Here is a 26,276-nt window from a genome sequence, read left to right as displayed (position 1 = left end):
TTATCTTTGTAAATAAAGAAAAGAATATAACGATATGAAAACCTACCTCGTGACTGGAGCAGCGGGCTTTATTGGGTCCAACTATGTGAAATACATGCTCAAGAAATATCACGGTCAAGCACAAGTAGTCATACTCGATGCACTCACCTACGCGGGCAACCTGCTATCGATAAAAGATGAGATTGCATTGCCCAACGTGGTTTTTGTGAAAGGTGACATAGGCGACTATGAGGCCGTGAGCAAGATTTTCAAAGACCACGACATCGACTATGTGGTGAATTTTGCAGCCGAGAGCCACGTGGACCGCAGCATCACCAACCCCCGGCTCTTTCTCGAGACCAACATCCTGGGCACTCAGAACATGCTGCAGTGCGCACGCGAGGCATGGTACAGAGGCAAAGATGCCCAAGGCAAGAATATCTACAAGGAGAACACGAGGTTTCTGCAAATTTCGACCGACGAAGTTTATGGCAGCCTGGCCAAGGACTATGACGAGCCCCAGCCATTGCACGTAAGCCAGGAACTCAAAAAAGTGATAGGCAACAGGCACGACCTGAAGACCTACGGCAAACAGTTTTTCACCGAAGAAACGCCACTGTCGCCACGCTCGCCCTACTCGGCAGCCAAGACCAGTGCCGACCTCATTGTCAAGGCCTACCACGACACCTACGGGCTGCCGGTCAACATCACCAGATGCAGCAACAACTATGGTCCTTACCACTTCCCCGAAAAATTGATCCCGCTCATCATCAAGAACATACTCGAGGGCAAGAAGCTCCCGGTGTATGGCAAGGGGCTCAACGTGCGCGACTGGCTCTATGTCGAAGACCACTGCAAGGCTATCGACTTGGTGTTGCACAACGGCCGTGATGGCGAAATCTACAACATAGGCGGCTTCAACGAGGAGAGCAACATTAATATTGTTAAAAAAGTGATTGCAATCATTGCCCGCATCATGCGCGAGGAGCCGCAATATCAAAGGTTGCTCAAGTGCCCTCTTGAGACCATCGACGAAAGTCTCATCGAGTATGTAGCCGACCGCCCGGGACACGACATGCGCTATGCCATGGACCCCACAAAGATTGCCACCCAACTTGGCTGGTATCCCGAGACCACATTTGCCATAGGCATTGAGAAGACCGTGAGGTGGAATCTCGACAACCAAGACTGGGTGAAAAGCGTGACCAGTGGCGACTATCAATCGTATTACGAACAAATGTACGGCAACCGTCAGAAAATATAATCAACACACATTCACACACATGATGAAAGGCATAGTTCTCGCCGGAGGCTCCGGCACACGTCTTTACCCCATCACCAAGGGGATATCGAAGCAACTCGTACCCGTCTACGACAAGCCGATGGTGTACTACCCCATCTCGGTGCTCATGCTCGCAGGAATACGGGAAATTCTTGTAATTTCCACACCAAGCGACCTGCCTGCCTACAAGCGCCTTCTGGGCACCGGCGAGGAACTGGGAGTGAAATTCAGCTACGTCGAGCAACCCAGGCCCGAAGGATTGGCACAAGCCTTCATCCTGGGCAGAGACTTTGTGGGCGACGATGACGCCTGCCTTGTGCTGGGCGACAACATCTTCTACGGGCAAAGTTTCACCCAGATGCTCACCGATGCCGTCGAGCGCACCCAGCAGAAAAACGTGTGCACTCTCTTTGCCTACGCGGTGAAGGACCCCGAGCGCTTCGGGGTGGTCGACTTTGACAGCGACGGCAATGCAACCGGTATCGAGGAGAAACCCGCACATCCGCGGTCGAACTATGCCGTCACAGGACTGTACTTTTATCCCAACGACGTGCTCAAGATTGCAGCCGGGATAAAGCCCTCGGCGCGTGGTGAGCTTGAGATCACCGCGGTAAACAATGCCTACCTGGAGCAAGGGCGCGTGCACGTGCAGACTCTGGGACGCGGCTTCGCATGGCTCGACACAGGCACGGCCGAATCGATGCTCGATGCCTCCAATTTCATCCAAACCATAGTGAAACGCCAAGGCGTGCAAGTAGCCTCGCTTGAGGAAATATCGTTCCGCAAAGGTTGGATAAATGCCCAGCAGCTGCTTGAGCTGGCCGAGCCCATGAAGAAAAACCAGTATGGTCAATACTTGATAAACTTGGCAAACAATGGGATATAAGGAAGCCAAAATACTGAACGTCCCCAAGATATGCGACCCTCGCGGCAACCTTTCGGTCATCGAGGGGGGGCAGCAGGTGCCCTTCGACATCAAGCGGGTGTACTGGATCTACGACGTGCCTGGGGGCAAATTCCGCACAGGCCACGCCTTTCGCACGCAAGAAGAATTCATTGTAGCGCTGTCGGGAAGCTTCGACGTGGTGCTCAACGACGGCTGCAACGAGACCCGCCATCACATGGCGCGCAGCTACTACGGTCTGTATGTGCCTCCCATGACATGGCGCATGATCGACAATTTCTCGACCAACGCTGTGGTATATGTGTTGTCGAGCGAAAAATACAGTGCCGACGACTATATAGAAGATTTCAACGAATTCAAGCTACTGAAAAATGGCAGATAATGCAATCGCACATAGCAACTCAAGCATCGACATGTGCCGTCTTGTCAAGCTCTCAAAGCACCATCACGACAACGGCAATCTCACGGTAGTGGAAGATTGCAACGAAATCCCGTTTAAAATCAAGCGCACCTACTATCTTTACGACATTCCTGGCGGGGTTGAACGTGGTGGACACTCGCACAAAGCTCTGTACCAGTTGATTGTGGCCATAAGTGGGGCCTTCGATGTAACTATCGACGACGGAGTGAAGAGCCTAACGGTTACGCTCAACCGGCCTTACGAGGGGCTACTCATAGTGCCAGGCATATGGCGAACGCTTGAAAACTTCTCATCGGGCTCGGTGTGCGCTGTCATCGCCTCGGAGCACTACGACGAAGACGACTACATAAGAGACTACAATGAGTTTAAGCAACTCACTGCCTGCAAAAGAAAGGAATGAAACAATGAAGGAACACGTTTTTCTCGACCTGGCGATGGCCAATGCTCCCATCATGGAGGAGTTGAAAGATGCGGCCTGCCAAGTGATTGCATCGGGCAGATACCTGCATGGCGAGCAGACTGCTCTGCTCGAACAAGAGATGGCCATGCTGTGCCAAGTGAAATACTGCATTGCCGTGAGCAATGGTCTCGATGCCTTGCGGCTCGTGATAAGAGCCTACAAGGAAATGGGGGTATTGCACGAGGGCGACAAGGTGATTGTGCCCGGCAACACCTATGTAGCATCGCTGCTGGCAGTGAGCGACAACGGGCTTGAGCCTTGTCCATGCGACGTGAGAGAAGACACGATGAATCTCGACACCTGCAAAATCGAGCCACTGCTCACCCCCCAGGTAAAAGCAGTCATGCCCGTCCACCTTTACGGAACACCCTGCTGGGACGAGCAACTCATTGACATTGCCAAGCGGTACAACTTGAAGATTATCGAAGACAATGCCCAGGCCGTGGCCGCACAGGCGAGTGTGGCTGGGCTGAACGGCACAAAGGTGACCGGGAGCCTTGGTCATGCCACAGGCATGAGCTTCTACCCCACCAAAAACCTGGGAGCACTGGGCGATACCGGCTGCGTGCTCACCAGCGACGAGCAGCTGGCCAGCACAGTGAGAGCGCTGGCCAACTACGGTGCCGACCGCCGCTATCACAACATCTACAAGGGACTGAATTGCCGCATCGACGAGATACAAGCAGCTATGTTGAGAGTGAAACTCAAGCATCTCGGGCAAGAAACCCAGCGGCGCATGATGATAGCACGCACCTACAACGAGCACATTACCAATCCACTGGTGACAAGGCCTGCCATCTTTGACGACATGCAACAAGTGTGGCACCAATATGTGGTGAGGGTAAAAGAACGCGACCGCTTCATGAGCTATCTCAAGCAGAACGGCGTGGGCACCGATATCCACTATGCCACCCCACCCCACCGCCAGCCTTGCTACAGCGAACTTGCCAGCTGCAAGCTGCCAGTGACCGAAATGCTGGCCCGCGAGGTGGTGAGCCTGCCCATCGCCTATCCCATAAGCCAGCAAGACGCTATAGAGATTTCAAATATTATCAACGATTTTAAGGCTAAATGAACATGAAACTTTCACACGATCCTGCACCAATAGGTGTATTTGACTCAGGCTTCGGCGGACTATCGGTATTGAGAGAGATAAGGAAAACACTGCCTCAATACGACTACCTCTTCATTGGCGACAACGCTCGCGCTCCTTATGGGGTGAGGTCGTTTCAACTGGTGTATGACTTCACACGCCAGTGTGTCGACTATCTGTTTCAACAAGGCTGCAACTTGGTAATTCTCGCCTGCAACACAGCCTCGGCCAAAGCATTGCGCAGTATTCAGCAACACGACTTGCCGCTCATCGACCCCACAAGGCGTGTGCTGGGAGTGATAAGACCCACAGTCGAAAAAATAGGAGAAATCACCAAGACTGGCAACATAGGCATCTTCGGCACACCTGGCACGATACAAAGCAAGAGCTATGATATTGAGATAGCCAAGATGTATCCACACTTTCACGTCTACGGGCACCCCTGCCCCATGTGGGTGCCGCTGGTCGAAAATCGGGAAAGCGAAGGGCCTGGAGCCGACTACTTCGTGAAAAAAGACATCGACGCCCTACTTGCACAATGCAGCGACATCGACACGGTGATACTGGGATGCACCCACTATCCGCTGCTGATGAACAAGATCAGGCAATACATGCCACAAGGCATCAATATCATCGCGCAAGGCGAAATCGTGGCCGAGAGCCTTGAAGACTACCTGAGGCGTCATCCCGAAATGGAAAAGAAATGCTCAAAGGGCGGTAGTTGCACCTATTGTACAACCGAAGAGGCCGAAAAATTCAACACATTGGCATCAATCTTCGTAAACGAGAAAGTTGAAGCCACCCATGTGACACTGTGAGCGAAGAAAATCCCTTTTCAAAACAACGATAAGAGAACAGGTATTCTATGCGTGAAGTCAAGCATTGGGACCGTAAAAGATCACTGAGCTGTTCTCGGGCCTGAACAACTGGCTTGCTACTTGCTGCAGAAGAGACCTGTCAAGGTTGTGATACCTGCCCACTTCGGTATTCACGCTGTCGGCATTATAGTCGAGCTCGAGGCTATTCTTGCCCAACAATTCATACTGGCACAGCTTAACGGCCTTCTCGGCATAACCTATATTCTCAAAAAGAAAGTTTGACTCATACTTGTTGGTCGCCTTCTCGTGCTCATACTGGGTCACGCCATCATCAACCAGCCGCTGCAACTCTTGCTCAATCGCTGCCAAGGCTCGATCAAATTTCACCCCCTTGCTCAAGCGGCCACGCAAGAGAAACAACCCTGGGTCGATAGTCCCAGTGACCGAGGCATCAAGATCGGTAAACATGCCTGTCTTGAGCAGCACGTTTTGATAAAGACGCGACGAGGTGCCATTGGACAAGATATCGCTCAACTGGTCGCAGGCCACATAGTCGCGCTCGGTGCGGCCGCACATGTTGAACACAAGATAAACCATGTCGTCGGGCACATCACGGCGAAAGTGGGCACAACGGCGCGCAGTGTGAGCAGGCTCTTGTGGCAATTCTCGCTTGGGAAGTTGCACGGGTTCAATATCGCCAAACCACTTTACTACCAAATCCACAGCCCTGTCAAGTGCCACATGACCCGAAATGCATAAAATGAGATTGTTGACAGCATAGTGCGAATGGAAGAAATCAACAATTTCCCGATGCGATGCACGCTCTATATCATCGGGACTAAGGCCTATCACAGGCCAGCGGTAGGGATGCACGGTGTAGGCCACGCTGTTGACACAATGCGACAGGTCGCCATAAGGCTGATTGAGACAACGTTGCTTGAACTCCTCAACTACAACCTTTTTCTGAACCGATACACCCTGATCATTCAAGTTCAGCCCGAGCAGGCGTCCCGACTCAAGCCACAATGCAGTCTCAAGATTTTGGGCAGGCAACGTCTCGTAGTAGTTGGTCATGTCGGCACTCGTCCAGGCATTGCTCTCGCCCCCGGCAGCCTGCAAGGCCCCGTCAAAGTCGGGAGCATAGCGTGAACCTGTGAACATGAGGTGCTCCATGAGATGGGCCAGACCGGTGCACGACTGGTTCTCGTCACGACTGCCCACGTCGTAAAGCAAGTTGACACACACCATGCGCGTCGAGCAATCGTAATGATGCAGCAAGGTGAGGCCGTTGGGCAGCTTATAGACGTTGACGTCGATCATTCGACGATAGTGGCTTTTATGATCTTCACATCATGCTTGGGGCGGTTGGCGGCATTAGTCTCAACCTGCTGGATGCGGTCGACAACGTCCATGCCTTCTATCACCTCGCCAAAGACCGTGTACTGTGCATCGAGATGAGGTGCACCACCCACAGTGGTATAGGTTTTCTTCATTTCGGCCGAGTAGAAGGCAGGATTCTTGGTGTAGATAGCCTTGGTCTCGGCAGCAAGTTGCTGCTGAGCGTGAACCACAGCGGCAGTGTCGCCCGAGGCCTGCAATTGCATGAGCGAGTCGCGATGCTGCTCAACAAGGTTGACAAAAATATTCTGGCACACCTGCGATTCAAGTCTCATCTCAATCATGCCAAGCGCTTGATTGTCGATGCGAGAGCCCGTGACGATATAGAACTGGCTGCCACTGCTGCGACGATTGGGATTGGTGCTGTCGCCAGTGCGGGCAGCCGCCAGTGCGCCACGCTTGTGATAGTGCTCGGGAAACTTAATCTCGGCTGGCAATGTGTAGCCCGGGCCGCCGCTGCCCAGCATGGCAGTCGAGTCGGCATCGCGTGAGGTGGGATCGCCACCTTGAATCATAAACTCATTGATGACGCGGTGAAACAGCAACCCGTCGTAGTAACCTTCCTTCACAAGCTTGATGAAATTGTCGCGATGAATGGGGGTGTCGTTATACAGGGCCACAACAATGCGACCCATCGATGTCTCAAGAGAGACCTTGGTGCAGTTTTTCAACTCAATTTGTTGTTGTTGTGTGTCTTGTGCTGCGATGCAGGTGGATGAAAACAAAAGCAGCACCAACACGATGATTAAACTATTGAAGAAGCGCATAAAAAAAAACATGTTGCAACGTGAATAATGCATCACCGAGTCACGCTCTCACTTTCACGCCCTAAATGCCCGAGGGATAAAGGCGCTTGAAAATGCGGCGGAAGTTGTCGTCTTTTGCGCTCAACTCAGCTGCATGATCCTTGTAGTCGGGACCCCATATCGTGGCGGCAAGGTCGCCAAGATACACGTGTTCTCGATCCCGCTCGATGGCGGCCTTCACAAGCTTGTCGATGCAGGGAGCATATTTCTTGGCGTCGATGGCATGCAAGTAGCGAGCAGTGCTCACCACAAATTGCCCGTTCTTGTCGACGGCGATAATGTTGTCGACCAGTTCTGGCATGTCGGCGTCGACTGAATCAATATTATTGGCAATGTACTCATACGTCATGAGACCGTTAGGGTCTTTGCTCAACTTCTTCTTTAAAGCTTGGTCCATATTGCTGATAATTAAACATCTTGAATAACAAGCGACGCGCGGCCGCCTTACACTAAGTGCAAAGATAGCATTTTTTTGTGAAAAAAGAATAAATCTTTCATGCCATAAGTCATTTGGCCAAGCTCATGTTGAGAGAAATGCCATAATTTGCATTGGTAGTGGGATAGGCAGTCGTCGACACAAGCGGCGTGTTGACTTGATAGTCGAAGTAGGCTCCCAGGGTCACGCGCTTGCTCATCACATAGTTGGCAGTGAAGTTGATGCCCAAGGTGCGAGTGCCGCTTGTAGCCTGTGCCGTGTTGGCCTCGATCTTGCGTATGAGTGCAGTATTGTTGGAGAGCTGGAAGTCGAGATTGAGCGTCAAGTCATTGCTTATGCCCGTCTGCTTCTTGCGTATCTTCAACACTGAGTTGAAGTTGGCAATTTTATATCCACCACCTATCACAAGCGACCGCGTGTTGGCTTCTACCACCTGGCCGGCCGAGGTGTTGAGCGAGAGCGTGCGCGAGTCGCGATACTCGGCATTGAAGGTGACATTGTTGTTCATCGTAGCCGTGAGGCCAATGAGGGGGGCGAATTTTTCGGTAATAGTGACCGATGAAATATCGTAGGGCGACGAGGGCACTGGATTGCCCGTGATTGCGTCCTTGGTGAAGCCCAACCCCTCGCCTATCGTCACCCAATCGCTGTAGCTGGAATAGGAACCCACCGAGTAGGTGCACTGGTAGGCATGATTGAGCGTGAAGCTCCTGAAGTAGCGCTTGAAGAAAGACATCTTGGAGAGTCCGTCGTAGGTAATGCGCCAGTTGGGAAGCACATCCTTCAAGCCCGGGAAGGGATTGAGGGTGTAGTGCTTTGCATCCTTGCCCGAGTAGGCGGCAACAAATGCCGGTATAAGCACATCGCTGCTGGTCTGCCTGATTGAGCCGTTCTGGCTGTTGTAGGGCTGGTCGGCATAGACGGTGCCGGCGATGAAGCCTGAGTTGGGATAATTCTTGCCGTGATAGCGCGACTCAATGCGCGATTGCACAATGGGAATATTTTGGAGAAACTTGTCGAAGGCATCGCTGTGGTAGCCATCGTCGATGCTCACTCCACGCAAGGCAGTGGCTATGGCAATGTGGGTCTTGGTGTAACTGCCCGAGTACATCACCGTGGGACTGTCGTACATGAAGTAGTGCTGATTGGTGCGGTTGTCGGTGCGGTTGCCTGTGAGGGTGATTTTCAAGCCGCGCAGGGGCTCGAGCTGCACCTCGCTGCTGAAGGTGTTGGTCTTGCTGTAGATAGCAGGCGTGGTCATGTTCTGGTCATTCAGGAGCCAGCCACGTGCCTGGGCCTTCTCAAGATAGCTCTCGTCGGTAAACCCAAAAGCAAAGTCTAAACCCGGGGCCATCACATCGTAGTGGTTGTTCTGACCGAAGATGTCGCCCACATTGGGAATGAACTGAGGCAACGACATCTGCCGCGTGTTGCTGAACTTCACGCTAAAACTGCGCACACTCATCAACAGGCGGGTAGAGTATTGAGCAAACTCATACATGAATCCCTTCTTCTCCTTGGCGGGAATCTCGGTGATGGTGATTTTCACATTTTCATCGCCCTTGCTCAATATCTCGATATTGTTGTTGTCTTTCACTTTATACTTGATCGGATATCGCTTGCCGTCGGTGGTGGTGGCTGTCACACGCAAGTTCTTCACATTCATGTTGTGCTTGATGACGAAGGTCGAGTCGGGCTGCAACTTATAGGTGCGGTCAAACTTCTTGGGTTTCTTTGCAGAGGTGCGCTTGCCGCCGGGCTGGTTGCGGTTGAAGCCACCACTGCTCGAGAAGCGCTTGTTCACATCTTTCAAATATGGAATCTTGTTGTAGAGCGTTTCCATATTGAAACGGGTGTCGAAGTTGAGCACAGCCTGATTGGCCACCGTATTGCCGGCAAACACCCCCTCGAGCGAGGTGCCACGATCCCAGTTGTAGGTGGCATTGTAGGTAGCGTTGGCATTGATGAAACTCAAAATGGGAATGCTGCTGAACGGGGTCCGGTAGCTTGCGGTGAAAGTCTGGTTGTAGGCCCAGGGAGTACCCAGGTTCTTGATGCTGCGCCACACCGAGTCCTTCCAGTCACGGTAGGCATCGGGGAAGAGCTTCTTGTTGACTTGTCCCACAGGCTCAAGAATGTGGGCTGTCGTCTGGGTGTTGAGCGACATCGAAAGCGACTTGGTAAACGCCCAAGTGATGGCAAACTGCCTATCCCAGAGGAAGTTTTTAGAAACCGATACTGGTATGTCGATTTTGGCATCGGTAGTGTTACGCGTCTGTTGCTCATAGTAGTAGCGCGAGATGTTGCTGTTGAACGAAATCGACGACGGCAGCCAGTGCAATTCCCACTCACGGAAGAACTTCATGTGCTTGTTCTTAGCATTGATCATGCGCTTGAAGGGAGTGAAGGGCTTGGCATAGGGCGTCCAACTGTAGTTGAAACTGCCACGATAGTCGTTGGTGTTCTCATACACGTTGTCGGGATCGCTGGTGTGCTGCTTGTTGAAGGAGTAGCTGAACGAGAAGTTGGCAGGATCCCAAGGCATGGGATTCTTGCTCTTGACGTCAAACTTCAAGCCCGAAACCGAGAAGCTCTTGACCGTGTGATTGGTGACAGCATAGTCGCTGATGGAATCGCGCTGCTCCTTGGTGCTGCAGGCATCGAGAGCATCGTTCAGGAGCACATCATCGTCGAGCGGGTTATATTTGGGCGTGGACTTTTCCTTGGTGTAGGAGTAATAGACCGGGGCCTTGAGTTTAACCTTTTCGGGCAGGAAACGGCCTGCGTCGACCTGGAAGGCGACATTCATCTGGTCGTAGTCGTCGAGACGGCGCTGGCTCAGGCTTTGGTCGACCGAGCCGAAGCCAGTTGTTTCCTTGTGCCAACCAAAGTTGACCGTGCCAATGTCGCTCAAGTTCAAGGTGGCATTGGCCTTGGCAGCCCATCCGCCGTCTTGGTCAAAGTCGGTCACGCGCAGCTCATCGACCCACACGGTGGCATCTTTGGTTGTACTGGCCTTGTTGCGAATGCCTATGAGCATAACACGCACATCGCTCAACGACGGGTTACCCATCACCGTGATGCGCGAGTTCTCGTGGGCGGGGTCTTGCTCGGTATAACGGCTGTAGTAGGACACCCCCTCGACGCCGGCCATCTTCTGGGCATTGCGATTTCTCTTGACATTGGTGAGTGCACTGAGCGAGAAGTCAAACATATTGGCCTCGGGCCACACAATGAGACGGTCGCTTGAGCTATTGGTGCTGTAGGAAGAACTGTGGGGAGTGAGCACCATGGGTATTTCATACTCGTAGTAGTTGTTCTTCACATCGGTGCCCATGCGCAGGAAAACGGTGAGGTCGCCGTTTTTCAAAGCCGTGGCATCGTTGACCAGGGCCTCCTCGTGCACAAACATCTGCATGCGCTTGTAGATGCGCAAGTCGAGACTCGTGTTGCGATACACGGCGATAGCATCTCCTGCAGGCAAGCCCTCGATTTTCATTTGCATCGACTGCTCGTTGAGCTGGGTGATTTGCGACTGCCCCGAGTCGACGATACGGCTCACGCCAGGAGGCAGCACATAGTTGACAGGCTCGCGGCTTGCATTTTCCTCGATGTTGACGGTGTTGACAGTGAGCGAGCCCTGCTTGGGAGCATTGGCACGCTGGTCGGGGTCGTAGTCGTAGTTGCGCCACTCGCCGCGCACGAGTTCAAGCGTGGCAAATCGCAAATGGGTAGTCTTGGCAAAGCCGGTGAGGAACATGCGCATGAAGCGTATAGTGGAGAAATCGGAGATAGAACCCACTACTTTCTGATAGCTTGACAACGGTATTGAGAATTGATACCACACCACATGCTGCTTCTTGCCATTGCGCATGGTCTTGGTCAACTCCTGCTTGTCGACAATATAGTTTTGTCCCACAACCAAGTCGGCAGGTCTTATCGAAATTTTATATTGGAAATAGCGCTCATACTCATTGAGCGTGTTGTCTTGGTTGATGTCTTCAACATCGGGCACGCTGCGTGAGCTCTGATACAGCGGGTCGCTGGCATCCTCGGCGGCGAGCGAGTTGCCCTCGGTACCGTTGTAGTGCTTGTAACGTTCCAGGATGCTCAGCTTGGCTTCGTCGTAGTCGTAACCGCGATAGAAGTGATAGTTGTCGCCAGCCGGGTCGTTGAGCGGAGAGAACGGGTCGTTTTCCATTGTTGCGATAGTGGTCGCCGGCAAAACCGCACGCAGGCGCTTGACAAAGTCGTAGTAAGCATAGGACGAGTCGTTGAGCTCTTCGGCAGTCGACAAGCCGTTTAACCCCACGTCTTGATGCACACGCGACCCTGCCGAGGTGTCGAAAGCATAGGTGAGCGACGGTTGAGACGACACCTTGCCCCACACGGTTTTCTTTGTATTGGTATCGGATCCGTCGATGGGCAGGCCGTTCTCGTAGCTCTTGAGCCCGTCCTTGAGGATGTCCTCGCTCAACTCACCCAAATTGAAATAAAGGTCGCCACCCGACGTGTTGTCGAGGTCGGGGTCGAGGAAGGGGTCCATCATCCAGAATTGGATGTACTCGATATTGGACGATTCAAAGTTGGTGTTGTCGAGCTTCCTCATGATGCCGCCCCATCGCTTCTCGGGATTCAAGAGATTGCCATTCTCATCGATATTGGACGCATCAAGGTTATAGGGGCCACGCTCGTTGGGATAGAACGAGAGGTTGAGCGTCTGGATGATCGACGACTCACCGTAGTTGAGCTCGCGGCCAGGGAACACCTCGCTGTAAGGAATCTCGCGCACATAGGGATTGGAGAGCTGGTCGAGGTCGTTCTTTATATAACCAGGGCTATAAGAGGAATTGCGCTGTGTGAACAGGCGGTCGATGTAGTACCAAGCAAGCAGTGCACGATTCTTGCCATAGTCGACATTGTTGCTCAACTGTGCCTCAGGAAACAGGCCTTCGGTACTCGGGTCGCAGGGCGTAGAGGCCAAGAACCAAGAGTAGGGCGAGCGCAGATCGATGCCCGATTGCGTCGACTCGAAGTCGTCGATATAGGAGCTGCCTGCATTGCTGCCGGTGCTGGCCGAGTGTGGCACGAGCTGTGCAAACTCGCCAGTGAACGACAGCGACGAGGGTTGGGTGGCATTCACCGTGGGAATCTTGTTGAGCAAGTTGGTGAGCCACATGAAGTTGTTGTTATAGGAAATGTTGGCTCCCCATATCGTGTTGTTCACGAGCTCGCTACCTATCGACACCTTCTCGGTGATAGCCTTCTCGCCATAGTGCATAACCGTGGCACCCACGTGGAAATTTTTGTTGAAGGCATAGTCAAGGTCCAAGCCCAGCAAGGTCTTGCGCTGCATGCTGAAGGTGGATTGGTTCTCAAGCGAAACGTTGATACTTGTGCCTGCGTCGATGATGCTCTGGTTGATAATGGTGACAGTACCCATGCTGTAGTCGACCGTGTAGTCGCTGTTCTCAGTAAGGGTGACACCACCGGCAGTCACAACAACCGACCCACGGGCCACATTGGAAGCATTGAGGCTTATCACGTTGCCCGACGAGGCTTGATACTCGCCTTCGAGCACAAACTTGTTTTTGTCTGAGATTTTGGCAACCGTCTGTGTGGTGTCGTAAAGCTCCTGAAAACAATATTTCTCGGCAAGGGCCTCGCTGTTGAGTTTAGACTTGAGCCAGCTGCCGAAGGGTTCCACAACCGGGAATATGACTTTGCCCTTCGACGCATTGATGGTATAGCCCTCGATATAGTCGAAACGGCCGTCGATGTTGGGCTCTTTGTTGGCGTCGAGACGGTCGAGGTTCATGACTTGCAACAGCGGGGTGCCATTGATAGTGCCTGCAGGAATGTAGTTGATTTCGTTGCCCGTCGTGTCGCTGAGGAACATGACGTTGAGCTTAAAATTGTTGGGCGACACCTGGTAGGCCCCGAGCGAATACACGTTTTTCATCATCAAGTCCCACATGGGGTAGGTGGGCGATGCAGTGGTGCCCTTGAGCATTTTCACATAGAGTGACTGTGCCGTGCTATCGATGTCGCTCGAGAACTCTCCCACCTGGTAGGTTGCACCCCTGTAGGTGTACTGATAGGCCACACTCAGCACTTCGTCGGCAGTCAAGGCCGAGTTGAGCGAAATGTAGCCTAAGGCCGAGTTCAATGTGTATTCCGACGACGACAGCAAGCGGGCACTCTCCACCTTTTCATAGTCGCGGCCGCCCACAACACCATAGGCCTCGAGCGGGGCAAGTGCTGTCGACACCTGGTCGATGTAGCGTGCATTGGGATACTGCTCTCTGATTTCGGTCAACAAGTTGTTGGACGTGTTGGAGGGGTTGCCTGCACCAGTGCCCGTCCAGTGATGATTAAGGATGTGGCTGTTATCGCCTTCACCTATGTCCTGGAACGACACAAGATTGCGCGACGAGTCGAAATTGCCCTTCTTGTTGGTGACCCAAACCTCGATTTTGGTCACGCTGATGCCCGACGACACAAGAGGAAGCTTGGAGCACCATGCGTCGTAGTTGTCGCGGAAGAACTGCGACAGGAAGAAATGCCGGTTGGCATCGTAGGAATCGGCCGAAATGGAGAAAGCCGTTTTCTGCGAACCGCCGCTGGAGCTCACCGTCTGCGTCTCGGAGTTCTGCTGCGAGACAAGGGCCGTGGCCGTGAGTTTGCCAAATTGCATCTTTGCCTTGATGCCAAACAAAGCCGAGCCACCACGAATGAGCGACGAACCGGTGGTCATGCTCACATTGCCGGCCTCGAGATTCTTGATAATCTCGTCTTCCTTGCCTTCATAGGCAAGCTTCAAGTTCTTGTTGTCGAACTCAAAGGTGGCATCGGTATTGTAAGTCATGTTGAATTTCATCTTGTCGCCCACCGAGGCTGCTATGGTGGCTTGGATCTTCTGCTCGAAGTCGAAATAAGTTTTTTTACGCGCCGAGACCGAGAGGGCGGGATTATCGGTCTTGTTCATTTTCACGCCCATGTTGATTGTAGCCGACCCCTGGGTTTTCAACTGCACGCCGCCAGGACCGAAGATGGCATCGAGCGGCCCGAGGCCAAATTGCATGTCGAGAAAATTGAAGGGCGACTTCTTGCTGGCCGAGTCGGCAGCCATGGCATTTTTCTGCCTGTAATACTCTACCATCGACTGGCGCAAGGCCGTGTTGTTGTACTCGTCGCGGTTGAGCAGGAAGGGGGTGACCACATCGTTGTCGCCTATCTTGGTGTGCACCACATACATCCCCGTTGCAGGGTCATACTCGACAGTGGTGGTGACATTGTCGGGGTTCTTCAAGTCGGTGGGCTGCTGCACAAACTGGAGGTTGCCGTAGTTGTCAGTCACCTTGTCGGCTACTGGCTGACGGAGCTCGACAGAGTCTTTAGGCGATTTCTTTTGGTTTACACCCACTGGCGTGACAGGTGGCGGAGTGACTTGCGACTGGAACTTGGCATCTTGTGCAAGGCCCTCGACAGTGCCTGCAAGACACATGAGCATCATGCAGAGCAAGGAGAAGACATGTATGTTTTTTCTAAATAAAATTGCCGACATCGGTGAGTGAAATAATTCAACTAAAAGTTTACATCGCATGCCGCAATCACATCATCTTGAGTGCCTTTTTTATGGCATTTTCCACGCTCAATCCCGGCTCCTTCAAGAAGAGCGCCTTAAGCGTCTTTTGCGACAATTGCTGCGTGAAACCAAGCATCACCAGTGCGCTCAGAGCTTCATCGTAGGACGCGCTGGCCGATTGATTCATATCTATTAACGCATTGTCGGGTACTTTTATTTTATCTTTAAGGTCAACAATTATGCGCTGAGCGGTTTTTGCGCCTATGCCCTTCACAGCCTTAAGCATCGCGGCGTTGCCGCTGGCTATCGTCTGCTCGAGCTCGGCCGGCGGCAGCGACGACTGTATAAGGCGCGCCGAGTTGGGCCCTACGCCAGAGACCGTGATGAGCAACAGGAAGAATTCGCGCTCGCGCTTGTCGACAAAGCCATAGAGCAAGTGGGCGTCGTCGCGCAAGGCTTCGTACACATAGAGGCGCACCACATCGCGAGCACCCTGCAACTGGTTGTAGCACGTGAGCGAGATGTTGATCATGTAGCCCATCCCATGATTGTCGATCACAACATAGGCGGGATTTAACTCGGTTATGGTTCCACTTATATAATCGTACATATACTATCGAGTGAGATTGTTGTGAAATGCAAAATTACATTAAAACCGCCATTGTAAAGCCATGAGTGGTGTTAAAATTGAACTTACCGGTCAAGAATTATTGCTACGAGGGCAGTTACATCACTCACATTGACCTCGCCGTCGCCATTCAAGTCGGCTCGAACGGCCATGTCGCCGTTTACGATTGCATGTGTTATCACCGCTGCGACACAGGCGATATCGCTCACATTGACCTCGCCGTCGCCATTCACATCGCCAGGCAGCGAGCCGGCAGCCATATAGCGCAGTGCGGCCGTGACATCGAGCTTACCCCATCCCCAGCGCTCGGGATCGCCGCCAGTCACCCAGTGGTCGCGTCGAGCAGTGTGCTTCAAGATGCGCTTCACCTGGTCCACACCCAAGCGGGCATCGGCCTGCAGCATGAGTGCAATAGCCCCCGACACGAGCGGCGCCGACATCGACGTGCCCACGTCTACACCATAGGGATAGCTCACCCCGCCCGCCTGAGCTATGGCGGTGAGCCAATTGTTGTTGACAGCCATTGTGGAGTCATACCTGCTGTAGGACGACACCACGCACTGGCCTGGAGCTACAATCTCGGGGCGCGACACGTGTCGCATGTCGGGCCCGAATGACGAGAAACTCGAAATGTCGCCCACGGTGCCGCCTGCCACAGCCGTGTTGTGGCCCGAAAGCACAGGAGCAAAACTGCGGCTGGTATAGGAACCTACCGAGATGGAGCTGTCGCCTGTAGCCAGGTCGCTGATGGTCATCGAGCAATCGCCCATAGTGAAGCCGGGCAGGCCGAAGTTGCTCATGCGCGTGTAGGAGTCGCTCCAGCCATTGAGCCGGCTACCTGGAGCCGACACATATTGCAGCCCCATGACGTAGTCCCGTTGCAAGTTATTGGCCTTATACTCCACTATCGAGTGAAACTTGCCATTGCTCTCAATGGCCGAAGCCACCCAGAACGAGCCTGTGAAGTACTTGGCAAATTGCAGGTCGGTGGCATCGGCGACCTCGACAACACTATCGCCTGGCAATGCAGAATAGAAAGGGGAGGCGTAAAGCAAGGTGCCGGTTGCAACATCGGTCACAATCACTCGCAAGCCATGGGGCACCGAGTCGGCGCTCCACATGCTCACATAGCCATCCACGTTGCGACCACCATACTTGTTGCTCAGCAGCACGCTCAACGTGTCGAGAGCTCCATTGAACTGCTTGTGCAGGCATGTGGGCACATTGCCATCGTTGCCCGCCGACACCACGCATATCTTGCCAGGTCCCGACAACGCGCTCATGACCCTGCACAGCATCGAGGTGCCGTCGTGAGCCCCGTCGACACTCGAAATGCTCATGTTGACCACAGCCGGCTTGCCCACACTCTGGGCATAGTTGAAAATATATAGAATAGAGTTGGCCACATTCACATCGGTCAAGGCCCACTCGGGCAGTGCACACGCCACCAGCTCGGCCCCTGGGGCAACGCCGTGGTAAGCATTGCCCATGTAGCTGCCTGCCGCAGTGCCTGTAGTGTGCGTGCCATGTAAGCCTGGACTGTCGGTGGTGAGCTGCCTTATGGCCTGGGGAGTGGAGTACTCGCTGCCAGGCAACGTGTCGCCATTGATCACTGGAGGCCTTCCTGTAGAATCGACAGGCATGTAAACACGCACAAAACGGCTGTTGCCCAGGCTATCGAGAAAGTTGACATGGTTGAAATCGATACCCACATCTATCATGCCCAGCACTACTCCCCTGCCGTCGTAGTTCGTAGAGAAGCCTGTGCCCCGAAAGGCCGAGTCGACATTGCAATAATACCTGGCGCTGTCGTTGCACAACTGCAACTGTTGCGATAGCGAAACCCATTGCACACCAGCCATAGAGGCCAAAGCTGGCAGCTTGCCAGCAGGCACGCGCACGGTTGCCATGCCGGGAGCCATAGCCACCACTCGCGCCCCCGAACGCCTGAGGCTCGCCATGGCCGATGAATCGGCCACGACAAAGGCCGAAGCAACCTGCCGCCCTCCACCATGCTGTGGGCCATGATACAACGAGGCCCGGACAGCACGGCGCAGAGCCAGCTTGGTCCTGACCGACACATTGCCCGCACAGGCCAAAAGGCATAACATGCACATCATGAAGATATAGAGCAGTCGTTTCATGAAGACAAATCTACAAAATTTTTATCATACTGTCGACATACGGCAACACACAAAAAAAATCCCGGCTGCACCAGAACAGGCAGCCAGGATTTAGTATTGATGGCGTAGACTCCGTATTACTTGGAGAGAGCCTCGATATATTTCTCAACAGTAGTATTGGAAGGATCAAGCTCGTGCCATGCACGCAGGTACTCGAGAGCCTTGGCATTGTCTTTGTTGTTGATGGCGCTGATGGCCAGGTACTGATAGGCATACTGCAGCGACGGACCGAAATCGGCAACATTGTTTTGTGCCTTGGCAAGCTGCACATATTTCTCGACAGTGCTTGCAGCCGTACCCTTTCCATTGGCATCGTTGGCAATCTGGAGCAGCATCTTGCGGTACACATAGGAGTAGTTGTCGGGGTCGGCCGAAAGAGCCTTGTCGATGTAGTTGATGCCCTGAGTGTAGGCGTTGGCCTTGTCTTCGGCAGTGGTGTTCTTGTCGGCAAACTGCTGGTAGTAGACGTTGGCCATCATCGCATAATCCTTGGTTTCAACCTTGTCGCTGGCAAGCACCTTGTTGGCATACTTGAGAGCTTTGGCATAGTCCTTGGCACCTGCGGCCTGTGTAGCCAGGCTGCGAGCAATCTCAAGATTGTCGGGGTTGAGCTCTATAGCCTTGTCATACATTGCAGTAGCGCCATCGGCATCATTGTTCATCTCACAGGTCTTGGCAAACATCAAGTAATCCTTAAGGTTATAGGAATTGTTGTCGTTGGCACGCAGGCTGAACATTTCCTTACCCACAGTATAGGCCTCTTGCCACTTGCCAATGTTGGCCAGGCTATAGAGCATCAAGCGGTCGGCCACCACCTGGTAGGAGCTGCCGGCGGGCACGCTCGAGCGCAGCTTGGAAGCCACGTCGTAGCAGTCCTGGAACTTGTCGGCAAAGTAGAGCAGCTGGGCGTAGCGAGCCTCATCCTTGGGGAAGTGGTTCTGCGTGCTATTGATGTAGTTGCCATAGCGCTGGGCAGCCTCCACAAAGTCTCCATGCTCATAGAGCTTCTCGGCGAGCTGGCGTTGTACGAGGGCCGAGTTGGGATTGGATTGAATGATATCCTTGAGACGGGCGATGGCCAGCTCAGGATTCACCTTGAAATAAGTGTCGGCATATTTGACAGTCGACTCGATGTTGGAAGGGTCATATCCCATAGCCTGCTCGTAGCTGGCCATTGAGTTGCCCCAGTCCTGGCTGGCAAAGTAGATGTCGCCTTGCACAATGTCGGGTTGAGGGCTGGTCTTGCCATACTTGCGGGCATTCAACAGGCACTTGTTCACTTGCGACTCATACTTAGTGGGGTCGGCAAAGAAATAGGCACGAGCAATGGCACACTCCAGGTCCACATTCTTTTTGGCCAAGTTGCGAGCCTGCTTGAAAAGAGCCTCGGCAGCGCTCTTGTTGCCGTTTTTCAACAGCACAGCGGCCTGGCCCACCAAGTTGAAAGGATACTTGGCATCGGCAGCGGCACCGTCCTTGAAGTACTTGTCGGCTGCATTGAGATCGCCCTGCTTCAAGTCGATCATGCCATAGTAGTAGTCGACCTCGGCCTTGTTGGAAGCCGAATTGACATTGCGGTCGAGAATGGTCTTGGCATTCTCATAATCGCCGATGTTGTAGAAATCTATACCATCTTTCACACCCTGAGCCGATGCGAAGATGGAAGCTCCCATCAAGAGGGAGGCAAATAAGAATTTAGCTTTCATCTTTGTAAATGTGTTTATATTGTTGTTTTCTTGTTGTATTCACAATGGTTGATGCCAGTCGTGCACAGGGGAGCCCTACTCGAGGTGAGTCACTGCACCTCAACTGTTCTCACGGGCTCGGCACCCGGCATGATACCGGTTTGGAGTATGATTTTTTGGCCAATAGTGCCTGTCAAGAACACATAGAAGCTGTGGTCGATAGTGCCCAGTGGCGAGGCGTCGATGGCAAAAATCTTGCGGAACAGCGGGTAGGAACCGTCGTTGATGTAGGCCTGGTAAGGGAGCACGCCCTGCAGCATGTCGTCGCGGCGCACCTTGAGCACCTTCACCTTGTCGGTGAAATTGATGAGTGTGGCTTGCGAGTCCTCCTGGTTGAGCTCGGAGTAGCGTTGCTCGGCAGTCTTCTCGCTCTGTCCCATGTCGTCGGCCACCCAGCTCACGCCCACAAAACCGATGGCGTTGTCATACTTGTTGACCGTCTTAAACACATCGTCGCTCGACTTGGCCGAATACACCTTGAAGGGGAAGTCCTTGCCGCCCAAAAACTTGTTTTTAATATAATGTATCACTCCCGAGGCATTGCCGTCGAAGAGGAGCTTGATGCTGTCGTTGCGCAACTTGGTGGGCACAATCTGCCCCCACTTGCGATACTTGCCCGTGAACAAGTCTTTGAGCTCGGTCATCGACATCTCGTCGACATCGCTGTTCTTGTTGACGATGATGGCCACTGCATCGACAGCAATCATGCGACTGCGATAGGCCCTGCCCTGACCAGCAAGTATGGTGCGCTGCTTGTCGGTCAGGTCGGTCGAAGTGATGATGAGGTCGACTTTCTCGTGAAGCAACGAGTCGAGTGCAGCCCACTCGCTCATGTAGCGCGGCTTGACGAAGGCACCGGCATACTGATACTCAAACACGTCGATTTCCTGCTCAAGCACGTTTTGAAACGACTCGTCGCAGTATATCTTGGCCATGCCCTTGGTGGCGCCGTTGGGACGGTCGCTATACTTCTGGCACGATACAAGCACAGCCGTGGCGATACCCGTAAGGAGCAGTGCGCCAAGCAATATTTTAAGATTTTGTTTCATTGTCGTGTACTCTTTTTATCAATTCTTCAACTTTGCGATGGGCATCGGTCTCGACATCGTCGTCACGCTTGTCGGTGAGCCTGTAGTAATCGAGCCCCTTGAACTGACGGTAGCCGCGGTAGATGCCATATAAACCGAAAACAACCGCAAATATCCAGCGCAGATAGTTGAATGGCGGCGTCACAAGATTGAAAAAGTTTATAATCATCAAGTATGACATGCCGAAATAAACCAGTATCATGAATATTCCGAAGAATATTCTTAACCCCCGCATAATTCCACGGCCCGATGTACTCATTGTAAACTGTTTAAAAAATTTCTTTTCTCTTAGACCTGCCATAAACCGCAAGGTTTATCGCAAGGCCGCAACAATAACAACGCTTCTTGCGTATTTTTTCAATTTGTAAAGTTACATATTTTTGATTGAAAACAGCGACACTCCCTGTAGTAATTATAAAATCTTAACAAAGTCCCTTTTTCCTGCTCCTATCACCAGCTATAGCACAACCGAGCGATTGAAGATTTTTTTCTTATGACCGTGCAGTATTTTTGCGATCACATGTATCTTATATATATTTTGAACAACATGAAATGAACGACGTGGGCTCAATAGTAGAAAAGGTGAAAACCGGCGATGAAAGCGCCTTAAGGTCACTTTATGACATCTTCTCTCCAATGATGAAGACAACAACAAATTTGGCCCATGGGTGTTGACCATCACCCGAAACGTCTCGCTACGGTACCTGGAAAAGAAACAGCAAAACAAGTCTACACCATTCTCAGCATTAAGCAATAGAGATTTTGACACCGAAGGCTACACAAGAGCCGACTCGCCTCTCGCCGAGAAAGAGCTCATGCAACTCATCGACAACTTGCCCGAAGGCTACCGCAAGGTGTTTAAAATGGCGGTGATCGAGGGATACTCGCACAAGGAAATTGCCGAGGAACTTGACATTGAGCCACACAGCTCCTCCTCGCAGCTCACAAGAGCTAAAGCCATGCTGCGCAACATGCTCAACAAGCAAACTCTCCCGTGACCAATGTTCATTTATAGTAAATGTAAAAAATAGCAAGTGCCATGCAGTATATGCCCGTCTTCAAGTATCTATTACTAATTATATATCAAAGAAGACATGTATAAAGTAAAAGACTACCTACAAAACGGCATGCTGTACCTCAACAACATCGCACGCCCACGGCACAAGAAACTGAGCCAACTGATGTTATACTCCACCACCAACTGCCAGTCGCGTTGCAAGCACTGTTCAATATGGAAAAAGCCTGAGGAATACATGAGAGGTGTGAACGGCTACGACAATGTAATAGATGTGGTCAACACCATAAAAGACGAAGTAGCTGTATCGCTCATGTTCTGCCTGTCGCCGTGGAACAACTTCAACGACATGGACTATGTGATAAGGCTGGCCACCCAGCTTGGCATTGATGTGAGAATAGGCATCTACGGCACAATGTTTCTACTGCTTAGCCATGCCAATGCCACCGGAGTAGTCGAGTTGTCGACGGCCTACACCTGGAGCGATGCCCAAGAAAGTCTCACGGTCAACGCCCGCAAAGGCACCTACGAAATGAAACAGCTCGACAGTATCACCTTTAAAAGCAAGCCGGCAACACTGCTGGGCGTGCCCCTTGAAATAAAGCCTTTGTCGATGCTGTAGAGGGAAAGAATGCAACCATCGTGCAGGGGCTCGAAGACATTGTAGATACCTACTCTCTGCTCGATTACATCGCCGAACACCGCTGACGATCCCTTACTTTAAGCCGGCAAGGTGGCACAACAATTGCAGCAATGCAAGCTATAAATCGCGCCATGTGCACTTGACGAGATTAATTTTACACAAGCAAGCTAACACCTTTCTTTATTTCCCACCCCTAAAACGAAGCGGCCGCAAGTCGAATTGATGACTTGCGGCCGCTTGATATTAAAATCCTGAATTAAGTGTCAGGACACAAGAAATTACTTCTGCAGCTTGAACTGAACGGGGAGGGTGTACCACACGTTCACAGCATTACCGTTCTGACGACCTGGAGTGAAGCGGGGCAGACTGCGCACCACGCGCTTAGCCTCGTTGTCGCAGTCGGAGCTCAATGAGCGCACAACCTTGACTTCTCCCACCTGGCCGTTCTTGGTAACGACGAATTGCAAGATCACCTTACCCTCGATACCTTGCTCGGCAGCCATTGCCGGATACTGGATGTGAGACGACAGATATCTCATGAGGGCAGACTCGCCACCAGGGAATTGAGGCGGCTGTTCCACCGACTGGAACACCTTGTTGTCGTCCTCCTTGGGTTTCTCCTCAGGCACAGTCACGGCCACCTTTTGCTCAACCTTGGCAGTTGGAGCAGGAGTCTCCTTAGGAATCTCGGCAGTAAGGCCACCCAGGGTACCTTCAACGTTCTTGTTACTGATGGCGGCATCGTTCTGCTTCACCTCGTCCTGAGTGGGAGGAGGAGTGGTCACTTTGTCGTCGGGCACAATCTTGAGCTCGGTCACAGCCTGCTGGGCAACTTCCTCAACCTCAGGTTTTTCTTCCTCCTTAGGTTGTTCTATCTTCTTTTCCTCTTCCTCGGAAGATTCTTCCTCGGAAGCACCAAAAGAGAACTCTTGAGTTTGTTGCTGATTTTGCAGGGCCAGCTGGCGCTGAGCTTCCCAGCGCTGGTAGGCATTCCATGCAAACACCAAGCAAGCAGCTACAATGAAGCCAATGATTGTGTAAAGCATAGCCTTGTTGTGACGCTGAATAGAGGTGCGTCGCAACTGATAGGCACCGAAGTCTTTATTTTTACCTTCAAAAATAAGGTCACACCATTCTTTTGATGAAAGATCTACATCGTTTGACATAATAATCTAAATTTTAAAATTCAACATTAAACCTAACACCAAAATCATTATTTACCAACCGGTGGCAACACCACGCCTCTCTTGGCGAGAGCTGTAGAGTCGTCCTTGCTGAGTGTTTCAATCTGGAAACGAGAAATGTTGTTGATTTGCATCTCATCGAGAATGGCAACAACGTCGCTATAGCTTGCACGTCCAGTGGGCTTGATCATCACGATGGGTGGATGCAAGTCGTCGCGCTGGCGAATCTTGGTAGCAGCAGCCTGGTAGAGAGAATCGTTGGCTGCATCGTTCTTGCTGAACTGATGTTTTTCCCATTTCTTTTTCTCAACGGCAATGAGCTTGAGCGCTTCTTTGTTCTTCTCCATGAAGATAGAACGCAGGTAGTTCATATTCTTATTGTCGCCCGAGGTGATGCCCTTAGCTTCTTTGAAGTTGGACAGATCGGCCAGGTTGAGCTGGCCCTCGTAGTAGTAGAACTTCACGTCCTGAGGATTGGAGCGAGCACCGAGACGCTCGTCGTCGACCTCCTTGCCATCGATGATGATGGTGATGGCCTGCGACTCGGCAGCCTGGTTCTGGTTTTGCTCGGTCTTGCTGTCGTCGTTGTTGGTGGGCAGCGCGATCTTCAGGGTTTGCGACTTCAACATTGTGGTACACAGCATGAAGAAGGTGATCAGAAGCATGTTCATATCGACCATAGGGGTAAAGTCGATTCGAGTATCAAACTTCTTTTGATGACTTAAATTTTTCTTTGCCATAGTCTTATTTTTCCTCCTCCTTCTTAAGAGCGGTCATCAATGTAAACTTATTACGGTTGATTGACTGCAGGTTGTTCATCACTAATTCCACCATGCGGTATGGCGTCGTGGCATCGGCCTTGATCGCAATACCCTTACCGTCTCTGATGTCTTGTGCCTCGCCAGCGCTTTCCATCACCTCCGACACGGCTTTCACCCAATCTTGGAATTCGGTGGTCTTGCCGTTATATTCGGTCATGGCGATAGGGATGCCTGGGCCTTCCTTCAAAGCTTTGTCACGATCATCGGAGTTGAGATCGAGCCATTGCTTCAAATTTTTCATTGGAACGCCAAAGGAGTTCATCTTAGAGAAGTCTTTGACCTCTTTGGCAGTGAGCTTGACATTGTATTTCTCGCACATCTTGCCCAGAGCATTCTTGCGCAGGTTTTCAGAAGACATCACAGTGGTGTCGACAGTACCGATGAGTTCCATGTAGACTTGCCCCTTGGGGCTAACGAGCACGGTCATCAGTTTGGAATCGGGCACCTTGTCTTCAGAAACCGACTCTGGCGTGATCACGGTCACAGGCTCCTTCTGAAGGAAAGTTGAAGTCAACAAGAAGAAAATCAGCAGAAGAACGGTAACGTCGGACATAGCCGTCATGTCTATGCGCGCGTCTTTTTTCTTTACTTTGACTTTTCCCATTGATTTTTATTACTTATAAAATTGATTGAATCTGTAAATCTTGAGATGAAACCTAATGATTATTTCTCGTGATTAGCAGCATAGGCGTTGACGATAGCGAAACCAAGCTCATCGACGGCGTAGGTCAGGTTATCGATCTTGTTGGTGTAGTAGTTATAAGCAATAAGGGCAAGAGATGCAGTTGCGATACCAGAAGCAGTATTCACAAGAGCCTCAGAGATACCGGTTGACAGTGCAGTCGAGTCGGGAGCGCCCGATTGAGACAGAGCCGAGAACGACTTGATCATACCCAGCACAGTACCGAACAGACCGAGGAGGGTACCCAGAGTAGTGAGGGTAGCGCAGATGGGCAGGTTCTGTTGCAGAGAAGGCATCTCAAGAGCGGTAGCCTCTTCGATTTGCTGTTGGATGATACCGAGCTTCTGCTCCTTGGGCAGTGGCGACTGCTCCATTTCTTTGTATTTTTGCAAAGCCGAGTAGACGATAGCGCCCACCGAGCCTTGTTGCTTGCGGCAAAGGTTCTCGGCCTCAGCAACGTTCTTGTTGTTGAGGGCTTTCTTCACATCGGCAACAAACTTGGTCTGGTTGCCTTTGCCACCGGCCTTGCTCAGGGCGAACCAGCGCTCAATGGCCAGGACGATCACAGTGAACAAGCAGGTGAGGATGATAGGTACCACGAAGCCACCCATATACATTGTACCGAGCAAGTTTTGCGGGGTGCTGGTAACGCCGGCTGGCATTGCCCAATGGCACAGATAGTTGCCTGCATCGCTGAACTTGAAGTTGCCACCATTTCCGAGACCGAAAATGTAGAAACATTCTGCCAGCACAAAGCAAATAACGATAACCCAGATGGCATTCTTAATACCCTTAACATCGCTGGTAACAGGTTTGTTGTTGTCAGCTTTTTTAACGGCCTTTGCAGGCTGAGCCTGCGGTTTTGGCTGCTGAGGAGCATTTGGTTTTGTAGCTTCCATAATTTTTAATGAATAAAATGTTAAAAAATTAATTAATTAAATTGTTATTAATCGTTAGTAATTTCTTTCGCTTCAACTCAAATGGTAGCCTGTGCTTCAAAATTGCGTTAAATTTCCCAGCACGAGGCTGAAAATGAATTATAAAACATCGATTTAGCACAAATCACCATCCCATGACGCCATAGGTGCCTGGATACATTTCA

The 26,276-nt window shown here is 51.9% G+C and carries 19 protein-coding genes and 2 pseudogenes; 8 read left to right on the top strand and 13 right to left on the bottom strand.

Translation table 11 applies throughout. From position 1 onward, the window contains the following. Positions 1-34: 34 nt before the first annotated feature. Genes GF423_RS13085 through murI form a run of 6 tightly spaced genes read left to right on the top strand, consistent with a single transcriptional unit; the run spans position 35 to position 4,957 of the window. On the top strand, positions 35-1,243 hold the full coding sequence (locus GF423_RS13085) for a dTDP-glucose 4,6-dehydratase (RefSeq protein WP_154328775.1): 1,209 nt from the start codon (positions 35-37) through the stop codon (positions 1,241-1,243). A gap of 22 nt (positions 1,244-1,265) precedes the next feature. After that, a complete protein-coding gene (rfbA, locus tag GF423_RS13080) occupies positions 1,266-2,147 on the top strand; it encodes a glucose-1-phosphate thymidylyltransferase RfbA (RefSeq protein WP_154329068.1) in 882 nt (293 codons plus the stop codon). Continuing rightward, the gene (locus GF423_RS13075) at positions 2,137-2,547 is read left to right on the top strand and encodes a sugar 3,4-ketoisomerase (protein ID WP_154328774.1); all 411 of its coding nucleotides are present in this window, start codon (positions 2,137-2,139) and stop codon (positions 2,545-2,547) included. Before rfbA ends, GF423_RS13075 begins: the two co-directional genes overlap by 11 nt. Beyond that, positions 2,537-2,986 carry a sugar 3,4-ketoisomerase gene (locus GF423_RS13070; RefSeq protein ID WP_154328773.1) on the top strand — a complete coding sequence of 150 codons (450 nt, stop codon included), beginning with the start codon at positions 2,537-2,539 and terminating at the stop codon, positions 2,984-2,986. Before GF423_RS13075 ends, GF423_RS13070 begins: the two co-directional genes overlap by 11 nt. A 4-nt stretch (positions 2,987-2,990) precedes the next feature. Further along, complete coding sequence (locus GF423_RS13065) at positions 2,991-4,121, top strand: DegT/DnrJ/EryC1/StrS family aminotransferase (protein WP_235911753.1); 1,131 nt, start codon at positions 2,991-2,993, stop codon at positions 4,119-4,121. After that, positions 4,118-4,957, top strand: coding sequence for a glutamate racemase (gene murI, locus GF423_RS13060; RefSeq protein ID WP_154328772.1), 840 nt, complete (start codon positions 4,118-4,120; stop codon positions 4,955-4,957). Before GF423_RS13065 ends, murI begins: the two co-directional genes overlap by 4 nt. 57 nt (positions 4,958-5,014) lie before the next feature. On the opposite strand, the gene GF423_RS13055 is transcribed toward murI, so the two are convergent. The 9 genes from GF423_RS13055 to GF423_RS14100 all read right to left on the bottom strand — a co-directional run bounded on the left by GF423_RS13055 (position 5,015) and on the right by GF423_RS14100 (position 20,998). After that, complete coding sequence (locus GF423_RS13055) at positions 5,015-6,277, bottom strand: M16 family metallopeptidase (protein ID WP_235911755.1); 1,263 nt, start codon at positions 6,275-6,277, stop codon at positions 5,015-5,017. Beyond that, positions 6,274-7,026, bottom strand: a complete 753-nt coding sequence (locus GF423_RS13050; RefSeq protein WP_235911756.1) for a peptidylprolyl isomerase — start codon at positions 7,024-7,026, stop codon at positions 6,274-6,276. The genes GF423_RS13055 and GF423_RS13050 overlap by 4 nt, the downstream gene beginning before the upstream one ends. Before the next feature lie 157 nt (positions 7,027-7,183). Then, complete coding sequence (locus GF423_RS13045) at positions 7,184-7,558, bottom strand: hypothetical protein (protein WP_154328771.1); 375 nt, start codon at positions 7,556-7,558, stop codon at positions 7,184-7,186. Positions 7,559-7,667: 109 nt separating this feature from the next. Further along, a complete protein-coding gene (gene sov / locus GF423_RS13040; RefSeq protein ID WP_235911758.1) occupies positions 7,668-15,164 on the bottom strand; it encodes a T9SS outer membrane translocon Sov/SprA in 7,497 nt (2,498 codons plus the stop codon). 46 nt (positions 15,165-15,210) lie between these two features. Next, positions 15,211-15,795, bottom strand: coding sequence for a Holliday junction branch migration protein RuvA (gene ruvA, locus GF423_RS13035; RefSeq protein WP_154328770.1), 585 nt, complete (start codon positions 15,793-15,795; stop codon positions 15,211-15,213). 83 nt (positions 15,796-15,878) lie between these two features. Then, positions 15,879-17,957, bottom strand: coding sequence for a S8 family serine peptidase (locus GF423_RS13030; RefSeq protein ID WP_154328769.1), 2,079 nt, complete (start codon positions 17,955-17,957; stop codon positions 15,879-15,881). Between the two features lie 116 nt (positions 17,958-18,073). Further along, positions 18,074-19,702: a tetratricopeptide repeat protein gene (locus tag GF423_RS13025; RefSeq protein WP_154328768.1), complete on the bottom strand. Its 1,629-nt coding sequence runs from the start codon at positions 19,700-19,702 to the stop codon at positions 18,074-18,076. 89 nt (positions 19,703-19,791) lie between these two features. Continuing rightward, positions 19,792-20,790, bottom strand: a complete 999-nt coding sequence (locus GF423_RS13020) for a PstS family phosphate ABC transporter substrate-binding protein (RefSeq protein ID WP_154328767.1) — start codon at positions 20,788-20,790, stop codon at positions 19,792-19,794. After that, positions 20,774-20,998, bottom strand: coding sequence for a hypothetical protein (locus GF423_RS14100; RefSeq protein WP_206113273.1), 225 nt, complete (start codon positions 20,996-20,998; stop codon positions 20,774-20,776). The genes GF423_RS13020 and GF423_RS14100 overlap by 17 nt, the downstream gene beginning before the upstream one ends. 487 nt (positions 20,999-21,485) lie before the next feature. Between GF423_RS14100 and GF423_RS13010 the strand changes: the two are divergent. Both GF423_RS13010 and GF423_RS14230 read left to right on the top strand, forming a co-directional pair. After that, positions 21,486-21,827, top strand: a pseudogene (locus GF423_RS13010) (RNA polymerase sigma factor); the annotation flags it as partial. 96 nt (positions 21,828-21,923) lie between these two features. After that, positions 21,924-22,262, top strand: a pseudogene (locus GF423_RS14230) (radical SAM protein); the annotation flags it as partial. A 503-nt stretch (positions 22,263-22,765) separates the two neighbouring features. On the opposite strand, the gene GF423_RS12995 reads toward GF423_RS14230, so the two are convergent. The 4 genes from GF423_RS12995 to GF423_RS12980 form a co-directional block, all read right to left on the bottom strand. Further along, positions 22,766-23,533, bottom strand: coding sequence for an energy transducer TonB (locus GF423_RS12995; protein ID WP_206113268.1), 768 nt, complete (start codon positions 23,531-23,533; stop codon positions 22,766-22,768). A gap of 167 nt (positions 23,534-23,700) precedes the next feature. After that, positions 23,701-24,411 carry an ExbD/TolR family protein gene (locus GF423_RS12990; RefSeq protein WP_154328763.1) on the bottom strand — a complete coding sequence of 237 codons (711 nt, stop codon included), beginning with the start codon at positions 24,409-24,411 and terminating at the stop codon, positions 23,701-23,703. Between the two features lie 4 nt (positions 24,412-24,415). After that, positions 24,416-25,096, bottom strand: coding sequence for an ExbD/TolR family protein (locus tag GF423_RS12985; RefSeq protein WP_154328762.1), 681 nt, complete (start codon positions 25,094-25,096; stop codon positions 24,416-24,418). Positions 25,097-25,155: 59 nt separating this feature from the next. Beyond that, entirely contained in the window at positions 25,156-26,073 is a 918-nt protein-coding gene (locus GF423_RS12980) for a MotA/TolQ/ExbB proton channel family protein (RefSeq protein ID WP_154328761.1), read from the bottom strand. Positions 26,074-26,276 lie beyond the last annotated feature (203 nt).

This window comes from Sodaliphilus pleomorphus, assembly GCF_009676955.1.
GTDB lineage: Bacteria > Bacteroidota > Bacteroidia > Bacteroidales > Muribaculaceae > Sodaliphilus > Sodaliphilus pleomorphus.
This window is presented reverse-complemented; position numbering and strand designations above follow the sequence as displayed.

Excerpts from the sequence above, each read along its gene's own strand:
- GF423_RS13085 (WP_154328775.1), top strand. The coding sequence starts at position 35 with ATGAAAACCTACCTCGTGACTGGAGCAGCGGGCTTTATTGGGTCCAAC.
- murI (WP_154328772.1), top strand. The coding sequence starts at position 4,118 with ATGAACATGAAACTTTCACACGATCCTGCACCAATAGGTGTATTTGAC.
- rfbA (WP_154329068.1), top strand. The coding sequence starts at position 1,266 with ATGAAAGGCATAGTTCTCGCCGGAGGCTCCGGCACACGTCTTTACCCC.
- GF423_RS13055 (WP_235911755.1), bottom strand. The coding sequence starts at position 6,277 with ATGATCGACGTCAACGTCTATAAGCTGCCCAACGGCCTCACCTTGCTG.
- ruvA (WP_154328770.1), bottom strand. The coding sequence starts at position 15,795 with ATGTACGATTATATAAGTGGAACCATAACCGAGTTAAATCCCGCCTAT.
- GF423_RS13075 (WP_154328774.1), top strand. The coding sequence starts at position 2,137 with ATGGGATATAAGGAAGCCAAAATACTGAACGTCCCCAAGATATGCGAC.
- GF423_RS12995 (WP_206113268.1), bottom strand. The coding sequence starts at position 23,533 with ATGCTTTACACAATCATTGGCTTCATTGTAGCTGCTTGCTTGGTGTTT.
- GF423_RS12985 (WP_154328762.1), bottom strand. The coding sequence starts at position 25,096 with ATGGGAAAAGTCAAAGTAAAGAAAAAAGACGCGCGCATAGACATGACG.
- GF423_RS14100 (WP_206113273.1), bottom strand. The coding sequence starts at position 20,998 with ATGATTATAAACTTTTTCAATCTTGTGACGCCGCCATTCAACTATCTG.
- GF423_RS12980 (WP_154328761.1), bottom strand. The coding sequence starts at position 26,073 with ATGGAAGCTACAAAACCAAATGCTCCTCAGCAGCCAAAACCGCAGGCT.
- GF423_RS13070 (WP_154328773.1), top strand. The coding sequence starts at position 2,537 with ATGGCAGATAATGCAATCGCACATAGCAACTCAAGCATCGACATGTGC.
- sov (WP_235911758.1), bottom strand. The coding sequence starts at position 15,164 with ATGTCGGCAATTTTATTTAGAAAAAACATACATGTCTTCTCCTTGCTC.
- GF423_RS13020 (WP_154328767.1), bottom strand. The coding sequence starts at position 20,790 with ATGAAACAAAATCTTAAAATATTGCTTGGCGCACTGCTCCTTACGGGT.
- GF423_RS12990 (WP_154328763.1), bottom strand. The coding sequence starts at position 24,411 with ATGGCAAAGAAAAATTTAAGTCATCAAAAGAAGTTTGATACTCGAATC.
- GF423_RS13065 (WP_235911753.1), top strand. The coding sequence starts at position 2,991 with ATGAAGGAACACGTTTTTCTCGACCTGGCGATGGCCAATGCTCCCATC.
- GF423_RS13025 (WP_154328768.1), bottom strand. The coding sequence starts at position 19,702 with ATGAAAGCTAAATTCTTATTTGCCTCCCTCTTGATGGGAGCTTCCATC.
- GF423_RS13045 (WP_154328771.1), bottom strand. The coding sequence starts at position 7,558 with ATGGACCAAGCTTTAAAGAAGAAGTTGAGCAAAGACCCTAACGGTCTC.
- GF423_RS13030 (WP_154328769.1), bottom strand. The coding sequence starts at position 17,957 with ATGAAACGACTGCTCTATATCTTCATGATGTGCATGTTATGCCTTTTG.